Origin of the sequence: Acinetobacter sp. AM, from assembly GCF_003105055.1 — a bacterium.
Taxonomy (GTDB): Bacteria; Pseudomonadota; Gammaproteobacteria; order Pseudomonadales; family Moraxellaceae; genus Acinetobacter; species Acinetobacter tibetensis.
In genome coordinates this window covers 48,171-61,116 of sequence record NZ_QETG01000024.1, presented here as the reverse complement: position 1 = coordinate 61,116, position 12,946 = coordinate 48,171, and the positions used below count along the sequence as shown (strand labels likewise).

Genomic DNA, 12,946 nt, shown 5'->3' with positions numbered 1-12,946 from the left:
AGTTGAAAATGCCTTTGCGAGGTTAAAACATTTTCGAGCGATTGCAACCCGATTTGATAAGCTGGCACGAAATTATCAGTCTATGATTTACATTGCTTGTATGTTCATTTGGTGTAAAGCCAAATAAGGACACGCCCTAAAACAAATCAGAAATAAGTTTTGTTAACGATTAGGTTCATATCTATTTTGGATACATTCTTTGCAGAAAATATGACCTACCGATTATAAAAATAAAATACACTTAACAAAATATGTTGAGTATATAACATGAAAATATCTTTACTCATCTCTTCACTTCCAACACAGAATACGACCACTCGTATGAGGGTATGGCGATCTCTTAAGGCAAGTGGCGCTGCAACCCTTCGGGATGGGGTCTATGTACTCCCAATTGCTCATCGCGAAAAATTTGATGCTATTGCTCATGATGTTATTTCTGAGCAAGGAACTGCCTATGTATTTCACGCGGAGTCCGCTTCAAATCTTGATCTTTCGAGTATTTTCAGTCGAAAAGAAGAATACGATGCTCTTTATAAACAACTTAGAACATTACGAGACCACCTGACTCAACATCAAAAGAAAGAGCTACTCAAGCAAGTTCGTAAACTCCGAAAAAGTATCGATGCACTTGTAGAAATTGACTATTACCCTGACGAAACTCAAGCACAAGTGCTAAACGAACTTTCATTATTGGAACGCTCTATTGCTCGACTCGGTGAAGTTAATGAACCCCAAGCAATACAAACTCATATTCAACTTTTAGATACAACAGATTATCAAAACCAAATTTGGGCAACTCGAAAAAGACCTTGGATAGATCGGCTAGCCTCTTCATGGCTGATTAAGACTTTTATCGATGCCACACCTACCTTTATCTGGTTAGAAACCCCTGCCGATTGCCCCGAAGAAGCCTTAGGTTTCGATTTTGATGGTGCGAGGTTCAGCCACGTCAATCACTGGGTCACTTTTGAAGTTCTTTTACATAGTTTTAATTTAGAAACACCAGCACTCAAAAAAATCGCTGAAATTGTGCATTACCTTGATGTGGGTGGAATTGAACCTCCCGAAGCAATAGGGATTGAAAAAGTCATGCAAGGTCTTCGAAGCCAAATCAACAATGATGAGCAATTATTTGCATTATCCAATCATATTTTCGATGGCCTCTATGCCAACCTATCCAGAGAATAATCATGGAACAAGAACGGATTACATCCCCCGAAGCAGAAATACATGCTATTTCATTTTGGCAAGCCTTTCTGTTTTGGCTTAAATTAGGCTTTATTAGTTTTGGTGGTCCCGCTGGTCAAATCTCGGTCATGCACCAAGAACTGGTCGAACAAAAACGCTGGATTTCCGAGAAACGTTTTTTACATGCACTGAACTATTGCATGCTCTTACCAGGCCCTGAAGCACAACAGTTAGCGACTTATATTGGTTGGTTAATGCATAGAACCGCTGGGGGTTTAGTTGCAGGCATTCTTTTTGTACTACCATCGCTCTTTATTTTAATTGGCCTTTCATGGGTCTATGTCAAATTTGGTGATGTCCCTATTATTGCTGGACTGTTTTACGGTATCAAACCCACCGTTGTTGCCATTGTTTTTCATGCAACACATCGAATTGGGAGTCGATCACTCAAGAATAAATTCTTATGGTTGATTGCAGCGCTTTCATTTATTGCGATTTTTTTCTTTAATTTACCCTTCCCTTTAATCGTTTTCTCTGCTGCGATCATTGGATATCTGACCAGTAAAAAGTATCCAATCCTATTTTCTAGTGGAAACACGCATCAGCAGAGTAAAAAAGATTATGGGCGTGCATTCATTGATGATGATACGCCTACGCCCGAACATGCCATATTTAGCTGGAAACGGCTGGGCAGTATTTTACTGATGGGAGGGCTACTGTGGTTTGTTCCTATCCTGAGTCTAAGCTTAACGCTTGGATGGAATCATGCCTATACTCAAATGGCTTGGTTCTTTACTAAAGCAGCCCTGCTCACCTTTGGCGGTGCCTATGCGGTATTACCTTATGTTTATCAAGGTGCAGTTAACTATTATGGCTGGTTAAGCCCAACTCAAATGATCGATGGCTTGGCACTAGGTGAAAGTACGCCCGGCCCTTTAATTATGGTGGTTGCATTCGTTGGTTTTTTGGGTGCATTTAACCAAGCCCTCTTAGGTCCCGATCATCTATTCTTGGCAGGTGCGATTGGAGCAACAATCGTGACTTGGTTTACCTTCCTATTTTCCTTTATTTTTATCCTCGCTGGCGCACCGATTATTGAGTCAACACATAATGAGCTCAAATTTACGGCACCCCTAACCGCCATTACAGCAGCGGTTGTCGGCGTGATTCTGAATCTTGCACTATTTTTTAGTTATCACGTGCTCTGGCCAACAGGATTTAGTGGCTCTTTTGATATCGTTGCTGCTTCAATCGCAGTTGCAGCCCTGATTGGACTGTTCTATTTTGAGTTGAAAGTGATGTATGTCCTTGCTGCTTCAGCGTTAATTGGCTTAGTTTGTTTTAGCTTCCTTTAATGTATATCAATTGAATGAAGGCCTTCTTTTGTGGGATGTGATTGAATCAATCCCACACTATTTTTAAGTCCCTTGTGTTCTCTTGAAGTTGATCGTTAGGATTCACCCAAAAAACGCAACCCGACCCCTGCAATAGTAAAAATATACTTTGGGTTCATCGCTGAGTCTCCGATTTTAGTTCGGAGTTTTTTCAGCAGGATTCGAAGATAATGGGTATCTTCTTCATGCGTGATGCCCCATAACTCCGTCATGATTTGTTTTTGAGTCACGATCTTACCTTGATGACGAATCAGCAGTGCTAACAATTGAAATTCTTTTTTGGTCAGAATAATTTCTTCATGGGCTAATTTCACGACATGCTCAGCCACATCGACGGATAATTGACCATCATCAAAGACAATGTTCAGTCCAGATTGCTGTGGTTTATTACGAAACATCACCCGAATACGCGCACATAATTCCTGAATGCTAAACGGTTTGGTCACATAATCGTTTGCACCTGCATCTAACAATTTAATTTTTTGATTTTCATCAGGACGTGCGGATAACACAATCACAGGAATGTCCGACCAGAGTCTCATCTCGGTCAATACCTGCTGTCCCTCCATATCAGGTAAGCCCAAATCTAAAATCAGTAAATCTGCACCACGGGTTGCCAAAGTCTCTAAGCCTTGCATGCCATTTTCAGCGACATGCACCTGATAGCCTTGTGCACGTAAGGCAATGTCCAAAAATTTTCGGATTTGAGGCTCATCATCAATAATCAGAATTGATGCATTCGAATGAATTGTTTGCGGCATAAAAATGTTTTTAGTCCTGATATAACGGTAATCGTATGCGAATTAAGGTGCCTTGACCATCTGTTCCGCCAAAAGCTTCGATACTGCCCATATGTGCGCCAATAATGGCTTTGACAATCGCCAGCCCTAAACCTGTCCCCGTTTTGCCGCGATCACCACGCTGCATGGTATAGAACATATCAAAAATTTGTTCACGTTCATCTTCAGGAATGCCAATCCCTTGATCCATAATATCAATTTGCAGACATTGTTCCTCTTGCTGAATCTTTATTTCAATCGGAACATTCTCTGGTGAGAACTTGGCAGCATTTTCTAAGACATTAAAAATGGCTTGCTCAATCAAAGCAGGATGCACATACAATTGCGGAAGTTCTTCCGCCAAAGCAACTTCGATTTTCACCTCAGGCTGATAGCGTTTCAGTCGTTGCGTTGCCGAGCCAATCAGTTCATCCACACCAATCCAAGCACGACTCAAAGTCAACCCTTGATGACCTAATCGCGTCATGTCCAACAGGTTTTGAATATAACGATCCAATCGTTCGCCCTCGATATGAATGGTGTCTAATAATTCATGGCGATCGCTTTCAGGCATCTGTTCACCATAATATTTGAGCGTATCTGCTGAACCAATCATCGCGGCTAAGGGTGAACGTAAATCATGCGATACCGAAGAAAGTAAAGCTGAACGTAGCTTTTCCGTTTCAGCCACTACTCTAGAATTTTCTAACTGTAAAGAGAGCTGAACCCGAGCAACAGTTTGCGCAATGTCTTCAATCATCAACTCAGTTAAACGTTGCAATTCAAAACTGATGGTTTGAGCGTTTTGATTAAAGCGAATTGCAATCACGCCATATTCTTTCACCAAATTTAACGGAATAAACCACCAATCAGAATTGGTCAACGTATTGGTAAAACGTCCACAGGGTTTCGCATTCTTCTGCGTCCAATCTGCGGCAATTTGATCTTTTTCATTTAAAGCAGAGACATCACCTAAAGACTGATTTTCAACTTTTAACCAGACCGTCGCATTTAATGAAGTTTCCAAATGTTGTTTGGCGACGGTTAATACCTGTTCAATATCCACACAGGTCGATAGCTTTCTTTCTAATTCTTGCAACTGTAACGACACTGAATTTGCAGCACGTAGGCTGAGTACCTGAGCACGTAATTGATTGGCTAAACGCCCGACCAGTAAGGCTGAAATAATGAACGTGATAATGGTAATCACGCCGCGTTCAGCACTGATCATAAAGGTAAATCGAGGTTCGATAAAAAAGTAGTTGTAGAGTAAAAAACAGATGAATACGCTGATAATTGTAATCAACATGCGGGCACGTATCGCAACCAATAATACAGTCACAATAAAAATCAAAGCTAAGTCGCTATACCCAATAAAATGATCACTGATTGCCGCCACAATCAGCCCTAGCAACACAATGATAATACTTTCGACTACTTCTCGTGAATTAAATGCCAAACCCTGTTCTCGCCAAGATGAATAAGCCACATCTTTCTGCAAACGCTTTTCATTATTTTTGGCTTTTAAAGGCTGAACAAAGGTGATTTCAAAAGGGTGCTGTTTCTCTAAAAGTTGGTCAGCAATATGATCTGAAAATAGGCGCTGCCATAGCGATTTTTGAGGGCTTTTGCCAAGTAAAATATTGGATGCACCATAATCATAAGCTGCCTGTAAAATGGTCGATGCAATATGATTGCTATACAGTAAATAGGTGTCTGCACCGAGCTTACGCGCTAGGTTAAAAGCCTTCGTCACCGTAAAAATTTGCGTCGTTTCGGCTTTACTTTTTTGAATCGAAATGACGCTCCACGTTGCATTGCGTCTTTCCGCAATCCGATGTGCACGGCGCACCAAATCTTCAGAGAATTCAGAACCATCTATCGCCAACAGGACGTGATTTTGAATCGGGATAATCTGCCCTTGCGCAACAAATTTTTCTCGATAATCAATATCGACCTGCCCTGCAACAGTTTGAATTGCCAGATCACGTAACGCTGTCAAATTCGCAGCTTTAAAAAAACCTTGTAATGCATGGGGTGCAACATCAGCGAAATAAATCTTGCCATGATTCATCCGTTCTAATAATTCGGGAACAGGTAAATCAACCAGTCGAATATCTTTCAAACGTTTAAGTAGTGCATCGGGGACAGTTTCAGTTACCCGAATCCCCGTAATTTGAAAAACCACATCATTGAGGCTTTCCAAATGCTGAATATTTAAGGTGCTATAGACATCAATGCCTGCATCCAACAACTCATTGACATCTTGCCAACGATATTCATGTCGGCTGTTGGGTACATTCCGATGTGCAAGTTCATCAACAAGCACAATTTGAGGCTTTAATTTAAGAATTTGGTCGAGATCCATCTCTTCCAACATTCGCCCTTGATATTCCACAGACTTTCTTGGAATAACATTCAGCCCTTGAATCAAACGTTCGGTATCAGATCGACCGTGGGTTTCTACGACCCCAACTACCACATGCTGCCCTTGTTGCATCAATTCATGCGCTCGGGTCAGCATGGCATAGGTTTTCCCAACCCCGGGTGCTGCACCCAAGAAAATAGTCAAACGTCCAGATTGTTCACGTTGGCTATGTGCCAACCATGCATCTGCTTTGTTATTACGGTCAATCTGCATAAGTGCGCTCTATTAACGAGGTGTAGATGACAATTGATCTAAGGCTAAATTTAACTGCAACACATTCACTCGCGCTTGCCCATATACGCCGAACTGTGCAGGCTGAATTTGTTGTTGTACCAAATCACGAATGTGTTGCTCAGGCAAATGACGTTGCTGTGCCACACGTTTCACCTGCAACAATGCACTTTCAGGTGAAATATCAGGATCAATCCCACTGCCCGACGCAGTCACCATCTCGTTCGGCACTTGTTGCTTAGTAATCTGATTATTTTGGGCAAATTGTATCGTTCTCTCTTTAATTTGTTTTTGCAAATCAGGATTAGAGATTGCCAAATTACTGCCTGCCATGCCATCGACACTGTAACTTACCGCACTCGGTCGCCCATGGAAATATTGTTCACTAACAAAGTTTTGTCCGACCAAACTTGACCCCATCACTTTACCATTGAGTTCAATGACACTGCCATTGGCCTGTTTGGGAAAGATCAACTGTGCAATGGAGACACTTGCTGTAGCGTACAACATGCCTGCAATCAAGAAACCAACCGCAACCAAACCGAGGCTTGGACGTAAAACTGAATGAACAGGATTCGATAATTGGAGATTCTGTTGATTCAATTGCTCATGCTTCAATAAAATATTCATTTCCAACTCCTAAATCCACAAGGACACAACAAGGTCAATGAGCTTGATCACAATAAATGGAAAAACGACCCCACCTACCCCATAGATCAACATATTACGGCGTAACAATTGCAGCGCACTGGCAGGTTTAAATTGAACACCTTTGAGTGCCAATGGAATCAGCATTGGAATAATCAAGGCATTAAAAATCAAAGCGGAAATCACTGCGCTACTTGGGCTACTGAGTTGCAAAATATTCAAAACGCCAAGCTCAGGAATCGCAACGGCGAATAATGCAGGTAAAATCACAAAGTACTTAGATACGTCATTTGCCAAAGAAAAAGTGGTTAATGCGCCACGAGTAATCAGTTGCTGCTTGCCAATTTCCACCACATCCAGCAATTTGGTTGGATCAGAATCCAAATCCACCATATTGCCAGCTTCTTTGGCTGCTTGCGTACCAGAATTCATGGCTAAACCAATATCTGCCTGCGCCAAGGCGGGAGCATCGTTGGTGCCATCACCGACCATTGCGACCAATTTCCCTGCTGCTTGTTCGTTACGAATACACGCCAATTTGTCCTCAGGTCTCGCTTCCGCAATATAGTCATCCACCCCTGCTTCGGCCGCAATCGCAGCCGCAGTCAATGGATTGTCTCCCGTGACCATAATGGTTTTGATGCCCATCTCACGTAGCAGCGCAAAGCGTTCTTTAATGCCTTGTTTAATCACATCCGAAAGTTCAATCACCCCTAAAATACTGTGATTCGAAGCCACCACCAATGGTGTTGCACCTTTAGAAGCCACTTGTTCGACACGAGTTTTAAGCTCTAAGTTGTCTTGAATATTTTGATGGGTAAAGTTAAGAATGGCATCGACAGCACCTTTACGAATCGTTTGTCCAGTTGCTAGATCTACTCCTGAAAGACGAGTTGAGGCACTAAATTGAATGAACTCAGCATCTTTCGGCTCTTGGATGCTCTCACCTAATTCTTTCCCAAGGCTGATGACCGACTTCCCTTCAGGCGTTGGATCGGCAAAAGAAGTCAGCATTGCTGCTTGGCGTAACTCACTTGGTGTCACACCTGCCAATGGATAAAAAGCAGTGGCTTGGCGATCTCCATAGGTGATCGTACCTGTTTTATCCAAGAGCAACACATCAATATCACCTGCAACTTCAACGGCTTTACCTGATTTTGCTAAGACATTGGCTTTTAAAGCACGGTTCATCCCTGCGATACCGATTGCAGGCAGCAAGCCACCAATCGTGGTTGGAATTAAACACACCAACAGTGCAATCAGCAAAACCATACTGATTTTGATTCCAACCATTGAACCAATAACAGGTAAAGTCAGCACCACCACAATAAAAGTGATGGTCATAATATTCAGTAAGATACTGAGTGCGATCTCATTCGGTGTCTTTTGGCGATTGGCACCTTCCACCAAGGCAATCATACGGTCTAAGAAGCTATGCCCTGCTTCATTACTGACTCGAATAATAATTTCATCGGACAAAACCTTAGTTCCGCCAATCACACCTGAACGGTCGGTATTGGCTTCACGCAGTACGGGCGCAGATTCACCTGTAACCGCTGATTCATTGATAGTCGCAAAACCCTGAATAATCTCACCATCGGCAGGAACAATTTCACCTGCTTTGACGATGACTAAATCATCCTTCTTCAGTAAATTTGCAGAAATCACTGTCGGTACAGCATTTAAATCGAGGATACGATTTGCAGTTAAATTTTCACGCGCCTGACGTAATGATGCGGCTTGTCCTCGACCTTTGGCTTCTGCAACCGCTTCTGCATAGTTGGCGAATAAAACCGTAACCAATAAAATCAAGCTTAGGACTAAGCCAAAACCTAAGCTGGTATTTCCCATCAAAGTGGCAACAAGGGTTAAAACTGTTCCCACCCACACACATGCCATCACTGGGTTTTTAAACGCGTGTTGAGGCAGCAATTTATGGAAAGTTTGCTGAATAATTTCTTTATTCAAGATATCCATCTGTTGTGTCGCATTTGAATGTTTCATTGTGCTTGCTCCACGCTTAAACTTTTATCGATAAATAGTCAGCAATTGGTCCAATCACCAACACTGGCATGAATTGCAACAAGGTCAGAATCAATACGATCCCAATTAGGGTCAACGCAAAGGTTGGAGATTCAATCTGTAAAGAACCTTTGCTTTCGACTGCTTGCGGTTTGGTTGCCAAACTGACTGCAATTAAAACTGGAATGATCAACACGCTATAACGCCCTGCCAATAAAGCCACACTGGCACTGAGGTTCCACCAAAGCGTGTTATCACCTAAACCTTCAAAACCTGAACCATTATTGGCATAAGCAGAAACATACTCATAAAACACTTGGCTAATGCCGTGAAATGCTGGATTGGAACTCCCTGTCATTGATGGGACTGCAATGGCGATGGCCGTCAAACCAAGAATCACCACAGGTTGTAAGAGAATGACCAGTGCCAATAACTTAATTTCAGTGACTTCAACTTTTCGCCCAAATAATTCAGGGGTACGCCCTGTCATCAAACCTGCGATAAATACGGCAAGAAATAGGTAAATAAAGAACTGTAATAGACCACAACCAATCCCCCCCCAAATGGCATTGATCAGCATATTGCACAGTTCAACCAATCCCGTCAGTGGTGAAGCCGAATCATGCATCATATTCACAGAGCCGTTATTGACTTGTGTAGTCAAGCTTCCCCACAGTGCGGATGCCTCAGCACCAAAGCGGATTTCCTTGCCTTCCATCAATGCCATATTTGGAATTAATGAGGATTTTTCTGTCCACAGGGTCAATAGCGTTGAAGACAGCGACATCAACAACATGCTGCCAAAAATCATCCACATCAGTTTTTTACGTTGAATAAAGCGTCCAACCATAAACACCGCAGAAAGTGGAATCAGTAAAATCGCAATCATTTCAATCACATTGGACAATGGTGTTGGATTTTCTAAAGGCACAGTACTGTTTGGTCCATACCAGCCACCACCATTACTGCCGAGTTGTTTAATCGCGACCATCGGTGCAACAGGACCCAATGGAATATGTTGGGTTTTGACTTCTGTACTTTGATCTAAAACTTGCGCTGTTGGGCCCGCAGACAGCGTTGATGGAACACCTTGAAAAGTGAGCAGCAAAGAAAAAACAAAACCAAGCGGAATGAAGAATCGAAATAAGGGGCGGATGATATCCATCCAATAATTGCCCAGATTAATGCGATTCCATTTGTTTTGCTCTAGGTCTTGTTGTTGAGCAGATTGTAAAAATAATGCTCTTAACATGGCGACCAATAAGGCAAGTCCCATAATTGGCGATAAATATTGCAATCCCACAATCACCGTCATTTGCGATAGATATGACAGTTGTGCTTGCCCCGAATAATGCTGTTGGTTGGTATTGGTCAGGAATGAAATCGTAGTATGTAAAGCCAAGTCCCAATTCATATTGGGAATATGATCAGGATTTAATGGTAGCCATGCCTGTGTCATTAAAATAGTGACACTCGCCCCCAGCAATAAAATATTGCTCAGAACAAAAGCACCCAAATATTGTCGCCAGTTCATCCCACTGCGCTTGACACCGAGCACAGCATAAATCGGTTGCTCAATCCATTTAAAAAAATGGTCACTTTTCATTGGCTTGCCTTGCATCACATCCGCAAGATAAGCGCCAAGCGGGTAAGCTAGCAACAATGAAAAGACAAATACAGTAATAAATTCCCACATAGCAAATGCCATTTAAAATAGGTCAGCATTAGTATGGAAATTGAGGGAGTAAATTCTCTATATTGAAAAAAGTCAGATGTGTAAATTTCGCGTAAATTTTTAAATGATTCAGATCACAGATAAAAAATTGACTTAAAAAAGAAAACCTAAAAATCTTCAGTAGCCTACATAGATAAAACTTAAATTTGGCATAAGCCAGCACGTCCTATTCCGTTGTAAATGCGTACTAATTTGATGTGAATATACATTGAGCTTTATCCCTTAATAGCAAAGCAAAATAAAACATCCGCCTTTATTTCTTTAAATTTGAAAAGCTAATGTCTAAAACAGAGCCCAAAAATTGCTGCGGAATCATTTACATGTTAAAAATAAAACACTTTATAATTTTATATATGAATCCCAATGAATAAATATATTGCTGCGACTTTCATCTGCACGAGTTTGATTAGCCACGCTGCATTTGCCACTTCACCTCCCACACCAATTCAACAGCAAAAACAAGTTTCAGGCTATTACCAATACCAAGCGGGTGATGTGCAAATCACGGCTCTGCTCGATGGCACCAATTTCATGTCGCCGAAGCTATTTCAAAACACTCCAGAAAAAGAAGTGCATGAAATTTTAAAGAAATACGCTGCCGACCAAGCCAAAGGCGTACAAACCTCTATCAATGCCTTTTTGGTCAATACGGGTCATTCACTGGTTTTGGTGGATAGCGGCGCTGCGAGCTGTTTTGGCGCACATTTGGGTTCAGTTTTAAACAACTTAAAGGCTTCTGGCTATAAACCAGAACAAGTCGATACCATTTTACTTACGCATTTACACCCAGACCATGTGTGTGGGATCAGCAAAAATAGTGTTGCCAGCTTCCCAAATGCCACAGTGTATGTATCGAATGATGAAGCCAACTATTGGCTAAACCCGAAACAAGTCGACCAAATTCCTACAGATAAACAAGCTGGCTATGTCGGCACTGTGGAAAAAATTAAGCAAGCCATAGCCCCTTATCAAGCCAAACAACGCTTCAAAACCTACACATTGGGCGATGAAATTCAAGGCTTTAAAGTAATGAATACCGCGGGGCATACACCGGGACATTTTAGCTATGCGCTGAAAACCAAAGATGAAACGGTGGTATTTATTGGTGACATTGTACACTCGCATACCGTGCAATTTGATAAACCTACAACCGCCATTGATTATGATATCGACCCGAAAAAAGCGGTGCAAACACGCCTAAAACAATTTGCGGAATATGCAAAAGGCGGGCAAACCATTGCAGCACCACACCTCCCATTCCCCGGCATTGGACATATCTATTCGGCAGATGGGAAAAGTTATCAGTGGATTCCTGTGCATTTTAAAGATTAATTCTTAAATAAGCCTTCTCCCTTTGGGATAAATAACCCTATTCCAAAAGGGCTGAGGATGAAAAATCATCCCCCTATAAGCAGGTTGAATCATAAAAATCCCCTCATGAGAGGGGATTATTTTTTACTGCTGTGAGCTCATCGAATTTTGTACGAAATTCGGAGAACGCGGCCCATATAATAAACCTTTCTGCTGTACCAACTGCGGAGCATATAACTGCGTACTCACACTGTTAGAAAGCACATAGGCTTTGTCCGATAGGTGATTTGAAATTTGGTCAATCAAAGCACCAACCAACATCCCCACCAACCCCGCGTTGCTATTATTATTGGCTTGTTGGATTTTTTCCTGACCTTCCCATAATAATGCCCCAGTTTTTAAATCCACCAATTTCGCCTCGACCGCGACGGTCGAAACAGATTGAATCACCTGATACTTAGAACCATATTCTTTGACTTTGATATACAGTGCAGCATCCGCTCCAAAGATTTCATTAAGTTTTTGAATTGGAATTTGCTGCGCATCATAGCCGTTGGTTACACCATTTTCTTTAAATAGCGTATCCACCACAGAAATGGGAAACACGTAATAACCTGCTTCTGCCACAGGTAAAGTTACAGTAGACCAATATCCATAGGTTGCCCGTGTGTCGGGTGACTCATTTACAGGCGGCAATACCAAAATAGATTTTGGCATATTGGCATGATATACAGATAAATCACGTTTACTTTTTGGTGCCGTAACACACCCCGTAAGCAAGGTCGCTGCAAGCCCAAGTACGCATAGTTTTTTAAAATTTTTCACTTTGCCCCCCCAACAGTAGATTGAGCGGTCATTTTTTTCAAAAGACGATCCATTAATACTGCCGACTCTGGGTAGGTTTGGCGTTCAAGCTCAAAATACTGAACAGCACGTGGCCCATTATTGATATTTAGGTTCAATAAACCCAAATGCGCATACAAGCCTGGAGGCACTGCTGCATTTTTAGCTTTGGCTTTTTCAATATCTTTTTCGAGTTTACCAATCTGTTCTTGTGGAGACGTCTTTTCCGGCAGACTCAACATCAAATAGGTTTGCTGCGGGTATTCGCCCCAACTGTAGAGTGATTTTGGCGCTGAAACACAGCCCACCAAAGTCATAGTGCAGATTGCACCTAAAACTAATATGATTTTTTTCATTGATTCAAACC

Annotated in this window: 10 protein-coding genes and 1 pseudogene; 4 read left to right on the top strand and 7 right to left on the bottom strand. The window is 41.9% G+C overall.

Features of this window, described 5'->3' with window-relative positions:
- The 3 genes and pseudogenes from DCO44_RS12960 to chrA all read left to right on the top strand — a co-directional run.
- Window positions 1-127 (top strand): annotated as a pseudogene (locus DCO44_RS12960) (IS5/IS1182 family transposase); the annotation flags it as partial.
- A gap of 140 nt (window positions 128-267) precedes the next feature.
- On the top strand, window positions 268-1,188 hold the full coding sequence (locus tag DCO44_RS12955; protein ID WP_116762553.1) for a chromate resistance protein ChrB domain-containing protein: 921 nt from the start codon (window positions 268-270) through the stop codon (window positions 1,186-1,188).
- Window positions 1,189-1,190: 2 nt separating this feature from the next.
- On the top strand, window positions 1,191-2,543 hold the full coding sequence (gene chrA / locus DCO44_RS12950; protein WP_116762551.1) for a chromate efflux transporter: 1,353 nt from the start codon (window positions 1,191-1,193) through the stop codon (window positions 2,541-2,543).
- Window positions 2,544-2,638: 95 nt separating this feature from the next.
- Here the strand turns inward: chrA and DCO44_RS12945 are convergent, their stop codons facing one another.
- From DCO44_RS12945 to kdpA, 5 genes are read right to left on the bottom strand one after another with little or no spacing between them, the layout of a single operon-like run.
- Window positions 2,639-3,343, bottom strand: coding sequence for a response regulator (locus tag DCO44_RS12945; RefSeq protein ID WP_116762549.1), 705 nt, complete (start codon window positions 3,341-3,343; stop codon window positions 2,639-2,641).
- 10 nt (window positions 3,344-3,353) lie between these two features.
- A complete protein-coding gene (locus tag DCO44_RS12940; protein ID WP_116762547.1) occupies window positions 3,354-6,002 on the bottom strand; it encodes a sensor histidine kinase in 2,649 nt (882 codons plus the stop codon).
- A 12-nt stretch (window positions 6,003-6,014) separates the two neighbouring features.
- Window positions 6,015-6,650 (bottom strand): potassium-transporting ATPase subunit KdpC, encoded by a 636-nt coding sequence (gene kdpC / locus DCO44_RS12935; RefSeq protein WP_116762545.1) that lies wholly within the window; start codon window positions 6,648-6,650, stop codon window positions 6,015-6,017.
- 9 nt (window positions 6,651-6,659) lie between these two features.
- Window positions 6,660-8,672: a potassium-transporting ATPase subunit KdpB gene (kdpB, locus tag DCO44_RS12930; RefSeq protein ID WP_116762543.1), complete on the bottom strand. Its 2,013-nt coding sequence runs from the start codon at window positions 8,670-8,672 to the stop codon at window positions 6,660-6,662.
- A 16-nt stretch (window positions 8,673-8,688) separates the two neighbouring features.
- The gene (gene kdpA, locus DCO44_RS12925; RefSeq protein WP_116762541.1) at window positions 8,689-10,386 is read right to left on the bottom strand and encodes a potassium-transporting ATPase subunit KdpA; all 1,698 of its coding nucleotides are present in this window, start codon (window positions 10,384-10,386) and stop codon (window positions 8,689-8,691) included.
- A gap of 402 nt (window positions 10,387-10,788) precedes the next feature.
- On the opposite strand from kdpA, the gene DCO44_RS12920 reads away from it, so the two are divergent.
- Complete coding sequence (locus DCO44_RS12920; protein ID WP_116762539.1) at window positions 10,789-11,757, top strand: MBL fold metallo-hydrolase; 969 nt, start codon at window positions 10,789-10,791, stop codon at window positions 11,755-11,757.
- A gap of 123 nt (window positions 11,758-11,880) precedes the next feature.
- Here DCO44_RS12920 and DCO44_RS12915 read toward each other — a convergent pair whose 3' ends face one another.
- Window positions 11,881-12,561: a DUF799 domain-containing protein gene (locus tag DCO44_RS12915; protein ID WP_116762537.1), complete on the bottom strand. Its 681-nt coding sequence runs from the start codon at window positions 12,559-12,561 to the stop codon at window positions 11,881-11,883.
- Window positions 12,558-12,935, bottom strand: a complete 378-nt coding sequence (locus DCO44_RS12910) for a DUF4810 domain-containing protein (protein ID WP_116762535.1) — start codon at window positions 12,933-12,935, stop codon at window positions 12,558-12,560. The genes DCO44_RS12915 and DCO44_RS12910 overlap by 4 nt, the downstream gene beginning before the upstream one ends.
- Window positions 12,936-12,946 lie beyond the last annotated feature (11 nt).

Bases quoted from the DNA above. Each gene is read 5' to 3' on its own strand.
- DCO44_RS12955 (WP_116762553.1), top strand. From the start codon at position 268: ATGAAAATATCTTTACTCATCTCTTCACTTCCAACACAGAATACGACC.
- chrA (WP_116762551.1), top strand. From the start codon at position 1,191: ATGGAACAAGAACGGATTACATCCCCCGAAGCAGAAATACATGCTATT.
- DCO44_RS12945 (WP_116762549.1), bottom strand. From the start codon at position 3,343: ATGCCGCAAACAATTCATTCGAATGCATCAATTCTGATTATTGATGAT.
- DCO44_RS12940 (WP_116762547.1), bottom strand. From the start codon at position 6,002: ATGCAGATTGACCGTAATAACAAAGCAGATGCATGGTTGGCACATAGC.
- kdpC (WP_116762545.1), bottom strand. From the start codon at position 6,650: ATGAATATTTTATTGAAGCATGAGCAATTGAATCAACAGAATCTCCAA.
- kdpB (WP_116762543.1), bottom strand. From the start codon at position 8,672: ATGAAACATTCAAATGCGACACAACAGATGGATATCTTGAATAAAGAA.
- kdpA (WP_116762541.1), bottom strand. From the start codon at position 10,386: ATGTGGGAATTTATTACTGTATTTGTCTTTTCATTGTTGCTAGCTTAC.
- DCO44_RS12920 (WP_116762539.1), top strand. From the start codon at position 10,789: ATGAATAAATATATTGCTGCGACTTTCATCTGCACGAGTTTGATTAGC.
- DCO44_RS12910 (WP_116762535.1), bottom strand. From the start codon at position 12,935: ATGAAAAAAATCATATTAGTTTTAGGTGCAATCTGCACTATGACTTTG.